Genomic DNA, 18,744 nt, shown 5'->3' with positions numbered 1-18,744 from the left:
TTATACCGCCTTGTTCGGATCAAAGGCATCGCGCACGGCTTCGCCAATAAAAATCAGCAGCGACAGCAGCACGGCCACGGACAGAAAGGCGGCGATGCCTAACCACGGCGCCTGCAGGTTGTTTTTGCCCTGCAGCAGCAGTTCGCCGAGCGACGGGGAACCCAGCGGTAGCCCGAAACCAAGAAAATCCAGCGAGGTGAGGGTGGTGATGGAGCTGCACAGAATAAACGGCAGGAAGGTGAGTGTTGCTACCACCGCGTTGGGCAGCATATGGCGGAAGATGATCCCGCGGTCACTCACGCCAAGCGCCTGCGCGGCGCGAATATAGTCGAAATTGCGGGTGCGCAGAAACTCGGCCCTTACCACACCGACCAGCGCCATCCAGCCGAACAGGACGGTGATGCCTAATAGCCACCAGAAGTTGGGCTGTACGACGCTGGAAAGCAGGATGATCAGAAACAGCGTCGGCATGCCTGACCAGACTTCAATAATCCGCTGGCCCCACAGGTCAATTTTCCCGCCGTAGTAGCCCTGAACGGCGCCCGCCACGACGCCCATGACGCTTGAGAAGATCGTCAGCATCAGCCCAAAGAGAAGCGAGATTCGCGTGCCGTACAGGATGCGGGCCAGCACGTCGCCGCCGTTCGCATCGGTTCCCAGCCAGTTTTGCGCGGAGGGCGGGGAAGGGAAGGGGGTCGTGGTGGCGAAGTTAATGCTGTTTGCGCCAAAGCGCACCGGTGCCCAGAGCGCCCAGCCGTGCCTGTCGATTTGATCGCGAAGCCACGGATCCTGATATTCAGCCGGGGTCGCAAACGGGCCGCCAAAGTCGCTTTCGGTGTAGCTGGCGATAACCGGTACGTACCAGCGGTCGTTAAAATGCACCAGCAGCGGTTTGTCGTTGGCGATCAGCTCCGAACACATGCTTAAGGCAAACAGCACGGCAAAAATCCATAGCGACCAGTAGCCGCGGCGGTTGTGGCGAAAACGGGCCCAGCGGGCCTGGTTGACGGGGCTTAAACGCGGCATCAGCGGCCCTCAAAATCGATTCGGGGATCGACCAGCGTATAGCTGATATCACTGATGATATTCAGCAGCAGGCCAATCAGGGTGAAAATATAGAGTGTGCCAAACATCACCGGATAATCGCGCGACACGGTAGCTTCATAGCCCAGCAGCCCCAGGCCGTTAAGCGAGAACATCACCTCTATCAGCAGCGAGCCGGTAAAAAACATGCCGATGAACGTGGCCGGAAATCCGGCGATCACCAGCAGCATGGCGTTGCGAAACACGTGTTTCCACATGATCTGCTTCTCGCTCACGCCCTTGGCGCGGGCCGTGACGACGTACTGTTTACGAATTTCATCGAGAAAGGCGTTTTTGGTCAACATGGTCAGGGCCGCAAACCCGCCGATGACCGTGGCCAGCACCGGCAGCGTGATATGCCAGAGGTAGTCGGTGATTTTCTGATACCACGGCAGGGAGCTGAAATCGGCGGAGACGAGCCCCCGCAGCGGGAAGAGGTCGAAATAGCTTCCCCCGGCAAAAAAGACGATCAGCAGGACGGCAAACAGAAACGCCGGGATGGCATAGCCGATGATAATGAACGTGCTGCTCCAGATATCGAACCGGCTGCCGTTGTACACCGCTTTGCGGATCCCGAGCGGAATAGAGACCAGATAGATAATCAGCGTTCCCCACAGCCCCAGCGTGATCGAAACCGGCAGGCTTTGCTTGATCAGCGTCAGCACTGACGCACTGCGAAACAGGCTATCGCCAAAATCAAAGCGGATGTAATCCCAGAGCATTTTGAAATAGCGCTCGTGAATCGGTTTGTCAAAGCCGTAGCGGTGGGTGATCTCGGCGATCACTTCCGGATCCAGCCCGCGTCCGCCGCGGTAGTGGCTTTCACTGATATTCCCTACGCCGGTTCGCGCATGGCTGGCGCCCATCCCTTCACCGCCGCCGCCGGGCATGCCGCCGCTGTTGCCAAATTCAATGGCGGCAATGGCCTGATCGACCGGCCCACCGGGGGCGATTTGCACGATAAAAAAGTTAATCGTGATGATGGCCCACAGGGTGGGGATGACCAGCAGGAGACGGCGGAGAAGATAGGCACCCATGATAATTCCTTATCGCCGCTCAGCGGGAAGTCTGGCGGCTTTGTTAACGTCATACCACCAGGTATCAAAGCCCAGGGAGTAGACAGGGCGCACGGCAGGCACGGAGAACTTATCCCAGCGCGCAAGGCGATCTTCGCCCATATACCACATCGGCAGCATGTAGTAGTTCCAGGTTAAGACCCTGTCGAGGGCGCGCCCGAGCGGCAGGAGCTTTTCTTTATCCCCCTGCGCCGCCACGATTTTCGCAATCAGCGCGTCAATCGCCGGGCTTTTTACCCCCGGCGCGTTGTACGAGGAGTCGATGTAGCTGGAGGCCCAGGAGATTTGCAGGTCCGAGCTGGGCCACGGCTGGGCGGGCCACAGGCGCTGCATCATGTCGTAATCACGGCTGCGCATGCGGCTGGTGATCTGCGCGTTATCCACCTGGCGAATGTTCATGGTCACTCCCAGCCGCTCAAGATTGTGCTTAAACGGCAGCACCCACTGATCGTTGCCTCCGGACGAGAGCAGCAGCTCAAAGCTGAGCGGCTTACCCGTTTTGGCATCCACACGCTTTTGATTTTTCAGGTGCCAGCCCGCGTCATCCAGCAGCTTGCTGGCCTTCAGCAGGTTGTCACGGTCGTAGCCGTCACCCTTCGACGCGGGCGGCTGAAACACGGTGGTGAACACCTGCGGTGGCAGCTCCGCTTTTAGCGGTGCCAGCAGAACCAGCTCGTCGGCTTTCGGGTAATCGCGCGCGGCGTACTCGGTATTCTGAAAATAGCTGTTGGCGCGGCTGTAGGCCCCGTAAAACAGCGCTTTGTTCATCCACTCAAAATCAAAGGCCAGGGAGATGGCTTCCCGCACCCGGCGGTCATTAAATACCGGACGCTGAATATTAAACGCCAGCCAGCGGGTGTCCTGGGCAGACTCATTTTTGTGCTCGTCTTTGACGATATAGCCTTTTGCGAAATTTTTGCCGATATAGCGGGTCGCCCAGTTTTTGGCGCTGCTCTCGACGCGCAAATCGAAGGCCCCGGCTTTGAACGCTTCAAACGCCACGTTATCGTCGAGGTAGTAATCATAGCGAAGGGTGTCGAAGTTCCAGCGTCCGCGGTTTACCGGTAGATTGGCCGCCCAGTAGTCTTTGACGCGGGAATAGACGACATATTGCCCCATGCGCCAGTCGGTAATGCGGTAAGGGCCGCCAGCCAGTGGGGGAGTCGAAAGGGGATCGCTTAGCTTATGATTTTTCCAGAACGATTCAGGCATTACCGGCAGCGAGAACAGGCTCAGCATGTTCTCTTTGTTGGGTTCGCTCAGCTCGATGCGCACGGTGAGCGGCGCAATGGCTCTGACGGACGCGCCCTTATATACGATGCGGAACTGGGGCACGCCTTCGGTCATAAATTTATGGAAGGTGAACGCGACGTCGCTGGCCTTCACCGGCGTGCCGTCATGAAAACGTGCCCGCGGGTTAAGCGAGATTTCCGCCCAGGCGAAGTTATCGGCGTAACGCACGTTCTCGGCAATCAGCGGATAGTAGCTGCCGGGTTCATCGTCAGAGGTGACAAAGAGCGTATCGTAAAGCGATTCCGTCCGCGCTGCCGCCACGCCGCGCAGGGCGAAGCGGTTGAAGTTGTCGAAGGTTCCCGTGGCGGAAAGCGTCACCTTACCGCCCTTCGGCGCGGCAGGGTTGACGTAATCGAAGTGCGTAAAATTGACCGCGTATTTCGGCTCGCCAATCACCGCGAAGGCGATATTTTCTTTGATGGCTTGCGCCTGGCTGGACAGGCTGGTGAATGCCAACATCAGCAACATAAAGCGCATAAGCATCTCGCGGCGGCTCCCTCTTTTACAGACCGGCTCGGTTAAGCTGAATAATAAGTGACGTCGTGGACAATGTGAAATTAATCGCCCTCGGGCGAAATATCAGGCCGCCATTCACGGAACTGCGCCAGCGGCATCGGACGGCTAATCCAGTATCCCTGCAGGAAGTTAACGCCATGTTCGCGCAGCCAGGCCGCCTGTTCCGGCGTCTCTACCCCTTCGGCGACGGTCGACATATTCAGTCGTCTTGCCAGCGTCAGAACGGCATCCAGCACCGGCGACGTCACGGTCTCAGTACCGATCGCATTAACAAAACCACGGTCGATTTTGAGGTAGTCCATGGTGAAATGCTCAAGGTAAATCAGCGCGCTGTGGCCGGTTCCAAAATCATCAATGGCGATTTCAAACCCTTCGTTATGCAGCCATTCGAAGAGACTGTTGGCTTCCCGATGATTCAGCATATCGCGCTCGGTAATTTCCAGCACGATCTGGAAATAATCCGGCGGCAGTAGCGCTTTGAAGGTGCGCATATCGTCCTTGAAGCTTTCCGCATGCAGATGCCCCGGCGCAATGTTAATGCCCACCTTGGCACCCGGGGGTAACAGCGTTTGTAATACGGGAGCATCGTGAATGATAAGGTCAAAGAGATGCAGCGTCAGCGGGACAATCAGCTTCTGCGCTTCGGCAAAATTGATAAACGCGTCAGGCGGAATTTCCCCCATTGTCGGGTGCTTCCAGCGCATCAGCACTTCAAGCCCGGTCATTTTGAGCGATTTGGCATCAACGACGGGTTGATAAACCACGTAAAACTGACCGCGCTTAATGGCGCTTAAAATCTCTTTACCCGGATTAAGGCGAATGCTGAGGATGTAGTAGTTGAGCGAACCGGCACAAATGCCGCATACCAGCCCGAAGAATACGGCGTAGAGAATTTCATCGCTGGTCCATGCGTCCGCATACAGGTTGATGGTCAGGGGGATGCCTTTCAGCGTCGCGGCCCGGACCGGGATTTCATGCAGATCGCTCGCGTTGACCAGCGTGCTGGACCGCGTTGACAGCGCATGATCGCCAATGATGATGGCTATACCGGTGAATTCGTCCTGGCGCGCGGTGTAGAGCAGGTAAGGCGTCAGATTGATATTCACCGAGGTGAATACACCACCGTCCTTCACTAAGGGGTTACGGTACCAGATGGCAATGGCAGGCTTATTGGGCAACATAGGGGTGCCTGGAAGCAATGCCATATCAATCTGCTTATCGATGTGCAGCTCGGGTATCAGCTCCTCCATCGGGAAATTCATCGGGCCTGTGGCGGAAGAACAGAACGCCATTTTGTCTCTGACCAGCAGGAACGCGCGAACGTTAATGCTAAAGGCCGCGCGCGAGGTGAGTTCCTGATTGACGTCGTGACAGCTGTTTAACGTGAGCGGCTGGAGGGTGTCGACAGCGTTTTTTAACTCATCGAAATAGCTCTCCATATAGATGCTCACATCGCGGATCAGGGTGTCGAATTTGACTTCCCGCTTGTGGTAGCTCCAGAAAAATTGCAATGAACCCAGGAGCAGGGCGGCGATCAGGCCTGTGATAATGCTGAGGATTAATATCTTGCGATTGCTGGAGAAGTAGCGGGTGAACATAGACGTCGTGATTCCTGAAATGCCGCTGGATGTATTCAGTGTAATGGGCAAAAAAAAACACTGCCGAAGCAGTGCTTTTTTTCATCATATCGTCAGCCAAGGGATAACCAACGATACAATAGTCATATTAACTGCGGGTCAGTACGCGGCGTGCTTCGTTGTAGCGCTTCTTCCAGTACGGTTCATTCATGCTGGAAATGGTCACACCGCTGCTGGTGGAGGCATGTACGAACTGGTCGTTACCAATGTAGATGCCAACATGTCGACCTGTAGAACCGGCACGGAACAGGACTAAATCACCGGTGCGCAGTTTGGTACGTGAAATCGACTTGCCCATCTCCTGCTGTTCATAGGTTGAACGCGGAAGATCTAACCCAAATTGCTCACGGAACGTACGCTGTACAAAACCGGAACAATCAATACCTGTTTTTGTGCTGCCGCCAAGACGATAGCGCACGCCTTTCCAGTCAGCATACTGGTCCATAATGCGGGACTTCACGTCCAGATTACGTACCATATTTTCAAATTCATCCTGAGAGGCTTGCAGTGACGAGGAATCTTCCATTCCCACAACACGCGTCTCAGGATGCATATTCTTTGCGGTGTTCGATGTACTACATGCAGATAACAGTACCGCGACTGCTATCGCCGGGATCCCCCGTAAGATATATCTCAGAAACGGTTGAGATTTGACCATTTTGTTTATTATCCCTTGAAGTCCTTAACGACAAATATCGTTATAAAAATGCCAAACGTGACGAGACTAATTATCTGTTCACATTGAGACAATTCTTTCTGGTCACATTTGTGGCATAGCGCACAAAATTATTCACCATCGAAATAATTATCCCTATGGGGCAAAACGAGTTCGAGATTAACCGATTGCCAGGGGTATTGCGAGTAAAAAAAGCCTTTTTTTTATAAGAAAATGTGATACAGAAAGTAAAAATCCGTAATTGCTTAAATTGCGGTCAGATCCGAGGCTTTATCGCGCAATTGCTTCATTTTTATCATGAATGTGATGACAAGAATATGACACTGGGAAAAGATCGTGGCGGGAAGGCTATCAGGGATCATGTTGATCCCTGATAGCTCACGTTAATTTAGGTTAGTTATTTGTTCAATTATTGTTGCGTTTTACCGGGAAGGTAACGATCGAACAGCGCTATTATCCTGTCGCTCAGTGGGGTCATCAAACACCACGGCAGCGCAATCAGCGCAACGGAGAGCGAACCGACGGCAATATCGGTGAACCAGTGAGCGCCAATCATTACGCGCGGGAAGGCAAAAACCACAAAAATAATCAGGGCTATGGCAAACGCTTTTCTGCCGAAATAGCGAAGCATAATTGCGGAAAAAATAAGCAGCATCATGCCGTGATCGCCGGGGAAACTGTCCTTCGACGCATCTTTTGTTGGAATATGCAGCAGTTCACTCACGCGATAAATATCGGTGAAAAAGAGCGTTGGGCTGGAACGCTTAACCGGAATAATCGCGGTTGCCAGCTGGTTAATGACGACGGCAAACAGCAGCATCACCAGACCGATAATCAGAATACGCCGACGCCCGGCTTTGTCCTCTTTCAGCCAGAAAGAGAGCATCAGGCAGCCCATCGCCAGCAGCGAGAAGCCGTCGAAGGCGCGGTTGTTGGTAATTGCTACCAGCCACAGGAACGCGTTGCTCTTCACCAGCTCCTGGTTGAAGAAGTGGAAAATGGCAGAATCCAGCGGGAACCAGAAACCATGATCCGCCGGGATATACCAGGAGAAGAAAAGCGCCAGACCGGCGACATTAAGCAGTAATATCAGGGGAAATCGAGTTGTCATAACGTTCTGTATAGTGTGAAAACAGGGGCAACGTTAGCCGCCTGAACTTAAACGAATCCTCAACAGGCTGGACTGGAGGGCATTCCAGTCGGCGTTAACCGCACTAATTAACTCTATACGGCTGTCAGGAGGCGCCACATTTTGCGTTTCAATAAAGAAATCGTCGCCCTGACGGTTGATTCGCACCAGCCCGTCTGGCGTGCGCATGATCCCTTTCACGCGATCGACGGGCGCAAGTCGGGCCCACTCGAGGATCCCGATGGTGTCGAAAACGGTTTCAGCATCAAAAATCCACCCGCAGGCCTGATATCCCTGACCGCTGTTCAGGTTACGGCGCCAGCGCTGGTGCTCCGGCAGACTCAGGGCTGCCAGACCCTGCTTAACCGGATGACTGTGCGCATGCTCCGCGCTGGCGGGCAACGCGGTGAGGTTCAGACGTGGAAGGTCAAGCAGGGCGCTATCAATATTCCCCTGGGTGGCCTGCACTCGTGTACGATTGCCGCCGAAATGCTGCCACCACGACTCCAGCGCGGCCTGGCTTTCAGCCGTGGCGCGATCGGCTTTATTCGCGACAATAACGTCAGCCGAGGCGAGCTGATCGCGGAAGTTCTCATTGGCCAGCGACTTGTCATCCAGAAGCTGACGCGGATCGAGCAGGCACAGGGTGGCGCGCAGATCGATCCACGGCTCGTAAACCGGGGCGGTCAGTAAATCGAGGATCTGCTTCGGGTGACCCAGCCCGGTGGGTTCAATCAGCAGGCGATCAGGTTTGCCCTGACGCAGCAGGGTATTGAGCCCGACCTGCATCGGCAGGCCATTGACGCAGCACATGCACCCGCCGGGGATCTCTTTAATCATTGCGCCGCTGGATGACAGCAGCGCACCGTCAATGCCCACCTCGCCAAATTCATTGACCAGCACGGCCCATTTCTCGGCCGGATCTTTATTTGCCAGCAGATGGAGAATTGAGGTGGTTTTACCGCTGCCGAGAAAACCGGTGATGAGGTTGGTTTTGGTCACGTGCGCTCCGGATGAGAATGGTGATGCTATAACACTATTCTCTATCCTGGCGAAAAATGTGCCCTGTGAGAAGGGGAAGGGTGAACGGAGGCCTCATCCGTTCGCATTAAACGCAATAATCGTTAAAGATTTAACGTTTCGATAACAGCCTGACGCGCGCCGTGGCGGGTAATGCGCTCATAGGCCTGGCTGACAGCCTTCGCAAACACGCTGTTTTGCGCGAGATCGTGACCAAAGACCTCGCTCAGCCCCAGCAGGGCGTTAACGCGGTCAGCGTCGCTGCTGGCGTTAACAATCTTGCGGATTTTATCGTTGAGGGGATCGCGCACGTCAATCGCGTTGCCATGATCGTCTGTGCCGCTGACGTAGCGTATCCAGCCAGCCACGCCCAGGGCCAGCAGCGACCACGGTGTTTTTCGCTCAAGGTGAACGCGGATCCCGTCCAGCATTCTTTGCGGAAGCTTCTGGCTACCGTCCATCGCGATTTGCCAGGTCCGGTGCTGGAGGGCCGGGTTGGCAAAGCGCTCCAGCAGGTTATCGGCGTAGGCGGTGAGGTCGACATCCTTAATACGTAATGTAGGGGCCTGCTCGTCCAGCATGAGCCGACGGGCGGCTTCACGGAACGCCGCGTCCTCCATGCATTCATTTATATGGGCGTAGCCCGCGAGGTACCCCAGATACGCCAGGAAAGAGTGGCTGCCGTTGAGCATGCGTAATTTCATCTGCTCCCACGGCAGCACATCCTGCACCATCTGGACACCCGCCACTTCCCACTCGGGACGCCCGGCGACAAAATTATCTTCTACGACCCACTGAATGAACGGCTCGCAGCTGATGGCGCACGGATCTTCCACGCCGAGCGCGTCGGTGATTTCCGCCAGCGAGGCCTCCGTTGCGGCGGGCACAATCCTGTCGACCATCGTCCCCGGGAAACTCACGTGGCTATCAATCCATTCAGATAACCCTGCGGAACGTTTTTGCGCCATGCCCAGCACCGCGTTTTTCACCACGTGCCCGTTGTCAGGGATATTGTCGCAGGACAGCACGGTAAACGCTGGCAAGCCGCGCTCGCGGCGGCGGTGGAGGGCTTCGACCAGGATCCCTGGGGCCGAATGTGGCTCGGAGGGGTTTTCAAGGTCGTGGACGATCCGGGGGTTATTCAGATCGAGTTTCCCGGTCGCGGGATCGATGCAGTAGCCTTTTTCCGTGATGGTGAGCGATACAATCGCGACCTGAGGCTCACAAAATTTCTCAATAATGGCGGGCAGAGAGTCCAGCTTTGCGTTCAGGCATTCATGGACGGCACCGACGATAATCGCCTCATTGCCTTCTGCACCTTTCTCCAGCACGGTGAACAGGTGATCCTGCGCGCGCAGCTGGCTCATCAGCACGTCGCCGCTGAAGAGGCTAATCTCACACATCCCCCAGTCGCCGCCTTTTTCATTCAGCACCCGATTTGTTAACAATGCCTGGTGCGCACGGTGAAACGCGCCAAAGCCAAAGTGGACGATGCGGGAGCGTAATTGCGTGCGATCGTAGCGCGGTTGCTGCACCCGGGCAGGAAGGGCGGTGGAGGCAATTGTCTTCATGAAATACACACCTGATTAACCATTAATTAACAATGCCAGTGTAAAGTTATATGACAGCAAATAAAATTGGTGAGCCGTAAATATCCCCGTTCTGTGAGTTTGATCAATCAATGTGTGGCGGTATGTTGACCCTTAGCGGCAAACATGTATGGTAGTCGTCATTGCAGTAACGCATATTGGTATAACAACTTAAGAGGGTGAGGCAATGGAACAAACCTGGCGTTGGTACGGGCCGAACGATCCGGTTTCTCTTGATGATGTGCGCCAGGCTGGCGCAACGGGTGTCGTCACGGCGCTGCATCATATTCCAAACGGTCAGGTCTGGCCGGTAGAGGAAATTCAACAGCGTCAGGCGCTGCTGGCGGAGAAGGGGTTAACCTGGTCTGTGGTGGAAAGCATCCCGGTTCATGAAGACATTAAAACCCATTCAGGGGAATACCAGACCTGGATTGCTAACTATCAGCAGAGCATTCGCAACCTGGCGACCTGCGGCATTGATACGGTCTGCTATAACTTCATGCCTATCCTCGACTGGACGCGAACCGACCTTGAATATCAGATGCCGGACGGCTCGAAAGCGCTGCGTTTCGATCAGATTGCTTTTGCGGCATTCGAGCTGCACATTCTGAAGCGCCCTGGCGCCGAAGCGGATTACACCGCGGAAGAGCAGCAGCAGGCGCGCGCGTGGTTTAACGCTGCCAGTGACGCGGACATCGAAAAGTTGACCCGTAATATTATTGCGGGCCTGCCTGGGGCTGAAGAAGGGTATACGCTGGATCAGTTCCGCGCCCGCCTGGCGGAATACGGCGATATTGATAAGCAGCAGCTGCGTGAAAACATGGCGTATTTCCTGCGCGCTATCGTGCCGGTTGCGGAAGAAGTAGGGGTTCGCCTGGCCGTACATCCGGACGATCCACCGCGTCCAATCCTCGGCCTGCCGCGTATCGTGTCTACGATTGAAGATATGCAGTGGCTGAAAGAGACGGTAAACAGCATTTACAACGGTTTTACCATGTGTACCGGCTCCTACGGCGTGCGTGCGGATAACGACCTGGTGCGGATGATTGAAACCTTCGGCGATCGTATCCACTTCACGCATCTGCGCGCGACCTGCCGCGAAGAGAATCCAAAAACCTTCCACGAGGCGGCGCACCTGGGCGGCGATGTGAATATGGTGGCGGTGGTAGACGCCATTCTGGCGGAAGAGGCGCGTCGTAAGCAGGCGGGCGATGTGCGTCCTATTCCGTTCCGCCCTGACCACGGTCACCAGATGCTGGACGATCTGCGTAAGAAAACCAACCCGGGCTATTCGGCGATTGGCCGTCTTAAAGGCATGGCGGAAGTGCGCGGCGTTGAGTTGGCGCTGAAAATGACGAAGTATCCGGAACTTCTGTAACCGGAGTTGCCGGGTGGCGGCTTCGCCTTACCCGGCCTACAAAAACACAAAAACCGGCTTCAGGGCCGGTTTTTTTCGTGGGTCGGGTAAGCGTAGCGCCACCCGACAAACGCCGCAATCAGTCAGCGCGACCCATATAGCGTTTTTCTTCGATATGGATGCGGATTTTCTCGCCAGCGGAGAGGTATTCCGGTACCTGCACAACCAGGCCGGTCGTCAGGGTAGCCGGTTTGTTGCGGGCACTGGCGGATGCGCCTTTGATGCCAGGCGCCGTTTCAACGATTTCCAGATCGACGGTCTGAGGCAGTTCCAGCGCCAGCAGTACGCCGTCCCAGGTCAGAACCTGCATGTCAGGCATGCCGCCTTCAGGGATGAACAACAGCTCTTCTTCAATCTGATCTTTGGTGAAGATGTACGGGGTGTAATCTTCTTTATCCATGAACACGTATTCGTTGCCGTCGATGTAGGAGAAATCAACATAGCGACGGGTCAGGGTCACGGTATCGACGATATCGTCACCTTTAAAGCGCTCTTCCACTTTCAGGCCGGTACGCACATCGGCGAAACGCATTTTGTACAGCGTTGCTGCACCACGGGCGCTCGGGGCCTGAATGTCGATATCTTTCACAATCAGCAGTTTGCCGTTGTAATTCAGCACCATACCTTTCTTAATTTCGTTCGCTCTTGGCATTGCAGTAATCCTGTTTACGGGAGGTAAAAAATATCGCGCCAAATTACTCGCGCGCGGCCTTTCAGGCAAGAGGAATTCGTGGCTTTTGCTATCAATACGCAAAAGGTGTTACTGTGCGCGCGATGCCCGACCTCGCGGGCGATCGTCAGCGAAAGAGAGCATTTATGGATTGCCGTCCCGATTGTGGCGCGTGCTGTACTGCACCGTCCATTTCAAGCCCCATTCCAGGAATGCCCGAGGGCAAGCCTGCCAATACCCGCTGCGTTCAGCTCTCGGAAACCAACCTGTGCATGATCTTTGGCTCACCGTTGCGCCCGAAAGTCTGCTCCGGGCTTCAGCCCGCTGCCGAAATGTGCGGCAGCACGCGAGAGCAGGCGATGACGTACCTTCTTGAACTTGAAACGCTCACCGCGCCTTAAACGTCTTTAATTCTCGCCAGGCAGCCCATCGTCAGCGTACACATCACCAGCGCAATCCAGAACACCGTGTGATAGTTCCAGATTTCGGCCACGACACCGGCCATTGAGCCCGCGATAATCCAGCCCACGCGGGTGGTATTAGTATAAAGGGTGGTGGCTGAGCCTGCCTGACCCGGCATCAGATCCTGGAAATAGAGCATGCCTATCCCGGCGAGAATGCCAATGTAGATGGCGTTCAGCAGCTGTAACGCCAGCAACAGCCCCGGCGTATGTACCGTCAGCATACCGATATAAAACAGCAGACCGGCGACAGCGGCGATGCGCATTAAAAAACGCTTTCCGAAGCGCTTAGCGTAATAGCCCGCGATGAGCATCGTCGGGATCTCAAGCCCGGCCGCGGTGCCCATCATGATGCCCGCCAGCTTCTCCGACAGGTGCAGTTCATCAATAATAAACAGCGGCATATTGATGATATACAGGCTGTTGGTGCCCCACATCAGCGTGCAGATAACAAACAGGAGCAGGGCATCGCGGCGGTTACGGCGCGGCGCTTCCAGCACGCCCGTTGCCACTTTGGGCTCTTTGCGCATGGACGGCAGGAAGAACCACACCAGCGCGCCGCATGCCACAAATGCAACGGCCGCACTCAGGTACATCACCGTAAAGCCAAAACCCATCGCCAGCGCGTAGGCCAGCGGCGGGCCAATCACCCATGCCAGCGACACCTGAGCACGCAGGACAGAGCTGAACATCACCGCTTCACGGCCGGTATGGTCGGCGTGTTCGCGGGCAAGGGCGAACAGCTGCGGGTTTGCCGTCGAGCCAAAGCTGCTCAGAAATACCCCGACGAAGAGCAGAATGAAATAGTTGCGGTTCCAGGCAAACAGAACGCAGGCCATGACCCCCAGCAGACAGCAGAAAACGATCAGGCTTTTACGATCGCCTTTTCTGTCGGATCGCCCCGCCAGAAACTGACTGACCAGGATGCCGATGATGGCGCTTCCGGTAAAAAAGAAGCCTACCATCGCCGGACGGACGTGAACCTCATTTGTCAGGAATAAGCTCAATGTCGGCGTCTGTAACGCACCGGCAATGCCCGTGAAGAAGGCAACAACCAGGAATGCCGCAGAGGTCAAATCAAAGGGCTTCGGCGAGACCGCCGCAGGGGTGTTATGCATGTTTTATAATTAGCGAGTAGCAGAGAGGGGCGGAGTTTACGCCGTCAGCTAAAAAATAAACAGTGGGTGCGGTCAATGATGCCACGAAAAATCAAAATGGCATTTCAACTTACACTTCACCGGGCTGACCTTAGCTGAAACTGTCTTGCTGAACTTCAGCAAAATTCAGCTGAAGGAAGAAGAAATGTGCTGTATCTCTAAATTCTGAGATCGGAAATACGAGTTTACTTGCAAGACATTGCAGAAAGCGCAAGACTTTTTGAAACGTTTCAGCGCTATCTTGTTTTAACAAACGGAGCAGGCTAGCGCATTTTTTCTCATTAAAGCTGAAACGATTCAAGTTCAGCAGGAGTGGAGAACCATGTTCCAGTTATCTGTTCAGGATATCCACCCGGGCGCTCAGGCCGGGGATAAAGAAGAGGCTATTCGCCAGGTTGCCGCTGCGCTTGTGCAGGCGGGTAACGTCGCGGACGGCTATGTCAACGGCATGCTGGCGCGCGAGCAGCAGACCTCAACCTTCCTCGGCAATGGCATTGCCATTCCGCACGGCACAACCGATACCCGCGATCAGGTGTTGAAAACCGGCGTTAAGGTTTATCAGTTCCCACAGGGCGTGCTCTGGGGCGACGGTCAGGTAGCCTATGTGGCCATCGGTATCGCGGCCAGCAGCGATGAACACTTAGGTCTGCTGCGTCAGCTGACGCATGTCCTGAGCGATGACGATGTGGCTGAACAGCTCAAGTCCGCAACCACAGCTGAAGAGCTGCGTGCGTTGCTGATGGGCGAAAAACAGAGCGAAGCGCTGAAACTGGATAATGAAACGCTGACGCTGGATGTGGTTGCCTCCGATCTGGTGACGCTGCAGGCGCTGAACGCGGGCCGTCTGAAAGAAGCCGGCGCGGCGGATGCCACGTTTGTGACGCGCGTGATTAACGATAAGCCGTTGAATCTGGGTCAGGGTATCTGGCTGAACGACAGTGCTGAAGGCAACCTTCGCAGCGCTATCGCCGTGAGCCGCGCGGCCAATGCGTTTGACGTAGAAGGCGAGCCTGCAGCCATGCTGGTGACCGTGGCGATGAACGATGAACAGCCGGTTTCCGTGCTGAAGCGTCTGGGCGATCTGCTGCTGAACAACAAAGCTGAAAAACTGCTGAACGCTGATGCCTCCACCGTGCTGGCACTGCTGACCAGTGATGATGCGCCGACTGAAGACGTGCAGACCGCTGAGTTCGTGGTACGTAACGAGCACGGCCTGCATGCCCGTCCAGGCACCATGCTGGTGAATACCATTAAACAATTCGAGAGTGAGATCACCGTGGCAAATCTTGATGGCACGGGCAAACCGGCCAACGGCCGTAGTCTGATGAAAGTTGTCGCGCTGGGCGTGAAGAAAGGACACCGTCTGCGTTTCACCGCGCAGGGGGCTGATGCTGAACAGGCGCTGAAAGCGATTGGCGATGCCATCGCGGCGGGTCTGGGGGAGGGCGCATAATGAGCAGACGTGTTGCGACTATTACGCTGAACCCGGCTTATGACCTGGTAGGATTTTGCCCGGAAATTGAGCGCGGCGAAGTCAACCTCGTGCGTACCACTGGCCTGCATGCTGCGGGTAAGGGGATTAACGTCGCGAAAGTGCTCAAGGATCTCGGTATCGACGTCACCGTGGGTGGATTCCTCGGTAAAGATAACCAGGATGGTTTTCAGCAGTTGTTCAGCGAGCTGGGCATTGCCAACCGTTTTCAGATTGTTCAGGGCCGTACTCGCATCAACGTTAAGCTGACGGAGAAAGACGGTGAAGTGACCGACCTGAACTTCTCTGGCTTCGAAGTGACGCCGTCAGACTGGGAGCGTTTTGTTAACGATTCTCTGACATGGCTCGGTCAGTTTGACATGGTCTGCGTCAGCGGCAGCCTGCCGTCCGGCGTGAGCCCGGAAGCGTTTACCGACTGGATGACGCGCCTGCGCAGCCAGTGCCCGTGCATCATTTTTGACAGCAGCCGCGATGCGCTGGTTGCGGGCCTGAAAGCCTCGCCGTGGCTGGTGAAGCCGAATCGCCGCGAGCTGGAGATCTGGGCGGGTCGTAAGCTGCCAGAATTAAAAGATGTAATTGACGCTGCCCATGCGCTGCGCGAGCAGGGTATCGCTCACGTGGTGATCTCGCTTGGTGCAGAAGGCGCGTTGTGGGTTAACGCGTCTGGCGAATGGATCGCCAAACCGCCGTCAATGGAAGTTGTGAGTACCGTTGGCGCAGGGGATTCCATGGTTGGCGGCCTGATTTATGGTCTGCTGATGCGTGAATCCAGTGAACATACTTTACGTCTTGCCACTGCCGTTGCTGCCCTGGCCGTCAGCCAGAGCAATGTCGGTATTACCGATCGTACCCAGTTAGCCGCGATGATGGCGCGCGTTGACTTAAAACCTTTTAACTAACAGCAGGAGAGGAATAATGAAAACGCTGCTGATCATTGACTCCGGTCTCGGACAGGCTCGCGCCTATATGGCGAAGACCTTGCTGGGCGCGGCGGCACAAAAAGCACATCTGGAGATTATCGATAATCCAGGCGATGCAGAACTGGCCATTGTACTGGGCGACAAAATCCCGGCTGACAGTGCGCTGAACGGCAAAAAAGTGTGGCTGGGCGATATTAATCGCGCGGTGGCACACCCGGAACTGTTCCTGAGCGAAGCGAAAGGTCATGCGTCTGTCTACAGCGCGCCTGTCGCGACGGCACCGGCTGCGGCCACAGGTCCAAAACGCATTGTTGCGGTGACGGCCTGCCCGACGGGGGTGGCTCACACCTTTATGGCTGCTGAAGCCATTGAAACCGAAGCGAAAAAACGCGGCTGGTGGGTAAAAGTTGAAACGCGTGGCTCCGTCGGTGCCGGCAACGCTATCACCCCAGAAGAAGTGGCTGAGGCCGATCTGGTGATCGTGGCGGCGGATATCGAAGTGGACCTGGCGAAATTTGCCGGTAAGCCAATGTACCGTACATCTACCGGCCTGGCGCTGAAAAAGACCGCGCAGGAGTTTGATAAAGCGCTGGTGGAAGCGAAGCCGTATCAGGCAACCGGCGCGCGTCAAACCGCGACGGAAGGTAAGAAAGAGTCTGCGGGCGCCTATCGCCATCTGCTGACCGGCGTGTCTTACATGCTGCCGATGGTGGTGGCGGGTGGTCTGTGTATCGCTCTCTCGTTCGCGTTTGGTATCACCGCGTTTAAAGAACAAGGGACGCTGGCGGCTGCGCTGATGCAGATTGGCGGTGGCTCAGCCTTCGCTCTGATGGTGCCGGTACTGGCGGGCTTTATTGCCTTCTCCATCGCTGACCGTCCTGGCCTGACGCCGGGCCTTATCGGCGGTATGCTGGCCGTGAGCACGGGTTCTGGCTTTATCGGCGGGATTATCGCGGGCTTCCTGGCCGGTTACGTCGCGAAGCTGATCAGCTCGAAGCTCAAGCTGCCGCAGAGTATGGAAGCGCTGAAACCGATTCTGATCATCCCGCTGATTTCCAGCCTGGTGGTCGGTCTGGCGATGATTTACCTGATTGGTAAGCCGGTTGCGGGCATCCTGGCGGGTCTGACCCACTGGCTGCAAACCATGGGTACCGCGAACGCGGTTCTGCTGGGTGCAATCCTCGGCGGCATGATGTGTACCGACATGGGTGGTCCGGTGAACAAAGCGGCGTACGCCTTTGGTGTTGGCCTGCTGAGTACCCAGACTTACGCACCAATGGCAGCCATCATGGCGGCAGGTATGGTGCCTCCTCTGGCGCTCGGCCTGGCGACGATTATTGCCCGTCGTAAGTTCGATAAAGCGCAGCAGGAAGGCGGCAAAGCGGCGCTGGTGCTGGGTCTGTGCTTCATCACCGAAGGGGCAATTCCGTTCGCGGCCCGTGACCCAATGCGTGTACTGCCTTGCTGTATCGCGGGTGGCGCGGTAACGGGGGCAATCTCCATGGCGATTGGTGCGAAGCTGATGGCACCACACGGCGGTCTGTTCGTGCTGCTGATCCCTGGCGCTATCACGCCGGTGCTGGGCTACCTGCTGGCGATTGTTGCCGGTACGCTGGTGGCGGGTCTCTCTTACGCAGTGCTGAAACGTCCGGAAGCGGAAGTCGTGGCAAAAGCAGCGTAAGCGATAAACAACAAAAAAGCCGGGTTGCATTACGCACCCGGCTTTTTTTATGCCGCCTGTTCAGCGGTTTGCTGTGCCTTCAACCAGGCAATCTCTTCTGCCCAGATATCCGGATTGATGGTTTCCAGCACCATCGGAATACCGTCGAAGCGGGCGTCCTGCATAATAAAGCGAAACGCATCGTGGCCGATGTTGCCTTCGCCGAGGCTGTGGTGGCGGTCAACGCGGCTGCCAAAGGCGCTTTTCGCATCGTTTAAGTGCATGCCGCGCAGGTACTTAAAGCCCACAATGCGCTCGAACTCATCAAACGTGTTTTTCGTTGCCTCGGTTGTGCGCAGGTCATAGCCGGCGGCAAACGCGTGGCAGGTATCAATGCACACGCCAACGCGGGATTTATCCTCCACGCCGTCGATAATCGCCGCCAGATGTTCGAACCTGAAGCCGAGGTTGCTGCCCTGACCGGCGGTATTCTCAATCACCGCGGTGACGCCTTTGGTCTTGTCCAGGGTGATGTTGATGGACTCGGCAATGCGCGCCAGGCAGGCATCTTCGTCGATCTGCATCAGATGGCTGCCCGGATGGAAGTTCAGCAGCGTCAGCCCCAGCTGTTCGCAGCGCTGTACTTCATCAAGAAACGCCTCGCGGGATTTTTCCAGCGCCTCTTCAACCGGGTGACCGAGGTTGATCAGGTAGCTGTCGTGGGGAAGGATTTGGCCTGGCCCGTAGTGGTACTTCTCACAGGCAGCCTTGAAATCATCAATCACTTCAGCGGTGAGCGCTGCGGCGCGCCACTGGCGCTGGTTTTTGGTGAACAGGGCGAAAGCGGTCGCCTCGATTTCGGCGGCGCGAATGGCGGCATTTGCAAGGCCACCTGCAGCGCTGACGTGCGCTCCAACATATTTCATATAAAAACTCCTGCTAACCCGA

The 18,744-nt window shown here is 55.9% G+C and carries 16 protein-coding genes; 5 read left to right on the top strand and 11 right to left on the bottom strand.

The window, feature by feature from the left end:
• From AC4IC4_RS15790 to AC4IC4_RS15755, 8 genes are all read right to left on the bottom strand, one after another.
• Positions 1 to 1,026, bottom strand: coding sequence for an ABC transporter permease (locus AC4IC4_RS15790; RefSeq protein WP_024908183.1), 1,026 nt, complete (start codon positions 1,024 to 1,026; stop codon positions 1 to 3).
• Positions 1,026 to 2,120, bottom strand: a complete 1,095-nt coding sequence (locus tag AC4IC4_RS15785) for a microcin C ABC transporter permease YejB (protein WP_024908182.1) — start codon at positions 2,118 to 2,120, stop codon at positions 1,026 to 1,028. The genes AC4IC4_RS15790 and AC4IC4_RS15785 overlap by 1 nt, the downstream gene beginning before the upstream one ends.
• Positions 2,121 to 2,129: 9 nt before the next feature.
• Positions 2,130 to 3,935, bottom strand: a complete 1,806-nt coding sequence (locus AC4IC4_RS15780) for an extracellular solute-binding protein (RefSeq protein ID WP_417927616.1) — start codon at positions 3,933 to 3,935, stop codon at positions 2,130 to 2,132.
• Between the two features lie 74 nt (positions 3,936 to 4,009).
• Positions 4,010 to 5,566: a cyclic di-GMP phosphodiesterase gene (locus AC4IC4_RS15775; protein WP_491471487.1), complete on the bottom strand. Its 1,557-nt coding sequence runs from the start codon at positions 5,564 to 5,566 to the stop codon at positions 4,010 to 4,012.
• A 127-nt stretch (positions 5,567 to 5,693) separates the two neighbouring features.
• On the bottom strand, positions 5,694 to 6,263 hold the full coding sequence (mepS, locus tag AC4IC4_RS15770) for a bifunctional murein DD-endopeptidase/murein LD-carboxypeptidase (RefSeq protein WP_008500946.1): 570 nt from the start codon (positions 6,261 to 6,263) through the stop codon (positions 5,694 to 5,696).
• Positions 6,264 to 6,690: 427 nt separating this feature from the next.
• The gene (locus tag AC4IC4_RS15765) at positions 6,691 to 7,392 is read right to left on the bottom strand and encodes a phosphatase PAP2 family protein (RefSeq protein WP_032645294.1); all 702 of its coding nucleotides are present in this window, start codon (positions 7,390 to 7,392) and stop codon (positions 6,691 to 6,693) included.
• 33 nt (positions 7,393 to 7,425) lie between these two features.
• Positions 7,426 to 8,412 carry a CobW family GTP-binding protein gene (locus AC4IC4_RS15760; protein ID WP_024908179.1) on the bottom strand — a complete coding sequence of 329 codons (987 nt, stop codon included), beginning with the start codon at positions 8,410 to 8,412 and terminating at the stop codon, positions 7,426 to 7,428.
• Between the two features lie 122 nt (positions 8,413 to 8,534).
• Positions 8,535 to 10,001: a mannitol dehydrogenase family protein gene (locus AC4IC4_RS15755; RefSeq protein ID WP_491471486.1), complete on the bottom strand. Its 1,467-nt coding sequence runs from the start codon at positions 9,999 to 10,001 to the stop codon at positions 8,535 to 8,537.
• 205 nt (positions 10,002 to 10,206) lie between these two features.
• Between AC4IC4_RS15755 and uxuA the strand changes: the two genes are divergently transcribed.
• A complete protein-coding gene (gene uxuA, locus AC4IC4_RS15750) occupies positions 10,207 to 11,397 on the top strand; it encodes a mannonate dehydratase (RefSeq protein WP_032646571.1) in 1,191 nt (396 codons plus the stop codon).
• Between the two features lie 118 nt (positions 11,398 to 11,515).
• Here uxuA and yeiP read toward each other — a convergent pair whose 3' ends face one another.
• Positions 11,516 to 12,088 carry an elongation factor P-like protein YeiP gene (gene yeiP, locus AC4IC4_RS15745; RefSeq protein ID WP_008500940.1) on the bottom strand — a complete coding sequence of 191 codons (573 nt, stop codon included), beginning with the start codon at positions 12,086 to 12,088 and terminating at the stop codon, positions 11,516 to 11,518.
• Positions 12,089 to 12,252: 164 nt separating this feature from the next.
• On the opposite strand from yeiP, the gene AC4IC4_RS15740 reads away from it, so the two are divergent.
• Positions 12,253 to 12,507 carry a YkgJ family cysteine cluster protein gene (locus tag AC4IC4_RS15740; RefSeq protein ID WP_032645293.1) on the top strand — a complete coding sequence of 85 codons (255 nt, stop codon included), beginning with the start codon at positions 12,253 to 12,255 and terminating at the stop codon, positions 12,505 to 12,507.
• Here AC4IC4_RS15740 and setB read toward each other — a convergent pair.
• A complete protein-coding gene (setB, locus tag AC4IC4_RS15735) occupies positions 12,504 to 13,685 on the bottom strand; it encodes a sugar efflux transporter SetB (RefSeq protein WP_157189479.1) in 1,182 nt (393 codons plus the stop codon). The two genes, AC4IC4_RS15740 and setB, sit on opposite strands and share 4 nt — an antisense overlap.
• Positions 13,686 to 14,046: 361 nt before the next feature.
• On the opposite strand from setB, the gene fruB reads away from it, so the two are divergent.
• The 3 genes from fruB to fruA are packed head-to-tail and all read left to right on the top strand — an operon-like array spanning position 14,047 to position 17,817.
• Positions 14,047 to 15,177 (top strand): fused PTS fructose transporter subunit IIA/HPr protein, encoded by a 1,131-nt coding sequence (gene fruB, locus AC4IC4_RS15730; RefSeq protein ID WP_032646567.1) that lies wholly within the window; start codon positions 14,047 to 14,049, stop codon positions 15,175 to 15,177.
• Complete coding sequence (fruK, locus tag AC4IC4_RS15725; RefSeq protein WP_023312480.1) at positions 15,177 to 16,115, top strand: 1-phosphofructokinase; 939 nt, start codon at positions 15,177 to 15,179, stop codon at positions 16,113 to 16,115. Before fruB ends, fruK begins: the two co-directional genes overlap by 1 nt.
• Positions 16,116 to 16,131: 16 nt before the next feature.
• On the top strand, positions 16,132 to 17,817 hold the full coding sequence (gene fruA / locus AC4IC4_RS15720) for a PTS fructose transporter subunit IIBC (RefSeq protein WP_267216893.1): 1,686 nt from the start codon (positions 16,132 to 16,134) through the stop codon (positions 17,815 to 17,817).
• Between the two features lie 47 nt (positions 17,818 to 17,864).
• On the opposite strand, the gene nfo is transcribed toward fruA, so the two are convergent.
• On the bottom strand, positions 17,865 to 18,722 hold the full coding sequence (gene nfo, locus AC4IC4_RS15715; RefSeq protein ID WP_024908173.1) for a deoxyribonuclease IV: 858 nt from the start codon (positions 18,720 to 18,722) through the stop codon (positions 17,865 to 17,867).
• Positions 18,723 to 18,744: the final 22 nt, after the last annotated feature.

Source organism: Enterobacter sp. Taxon_2 (assembly GCF_058355295.1).
Note: the sequence above shows the minus strand (reverse complement) of the source record. Positions and strands in the feature narration are given on the sequence as shown.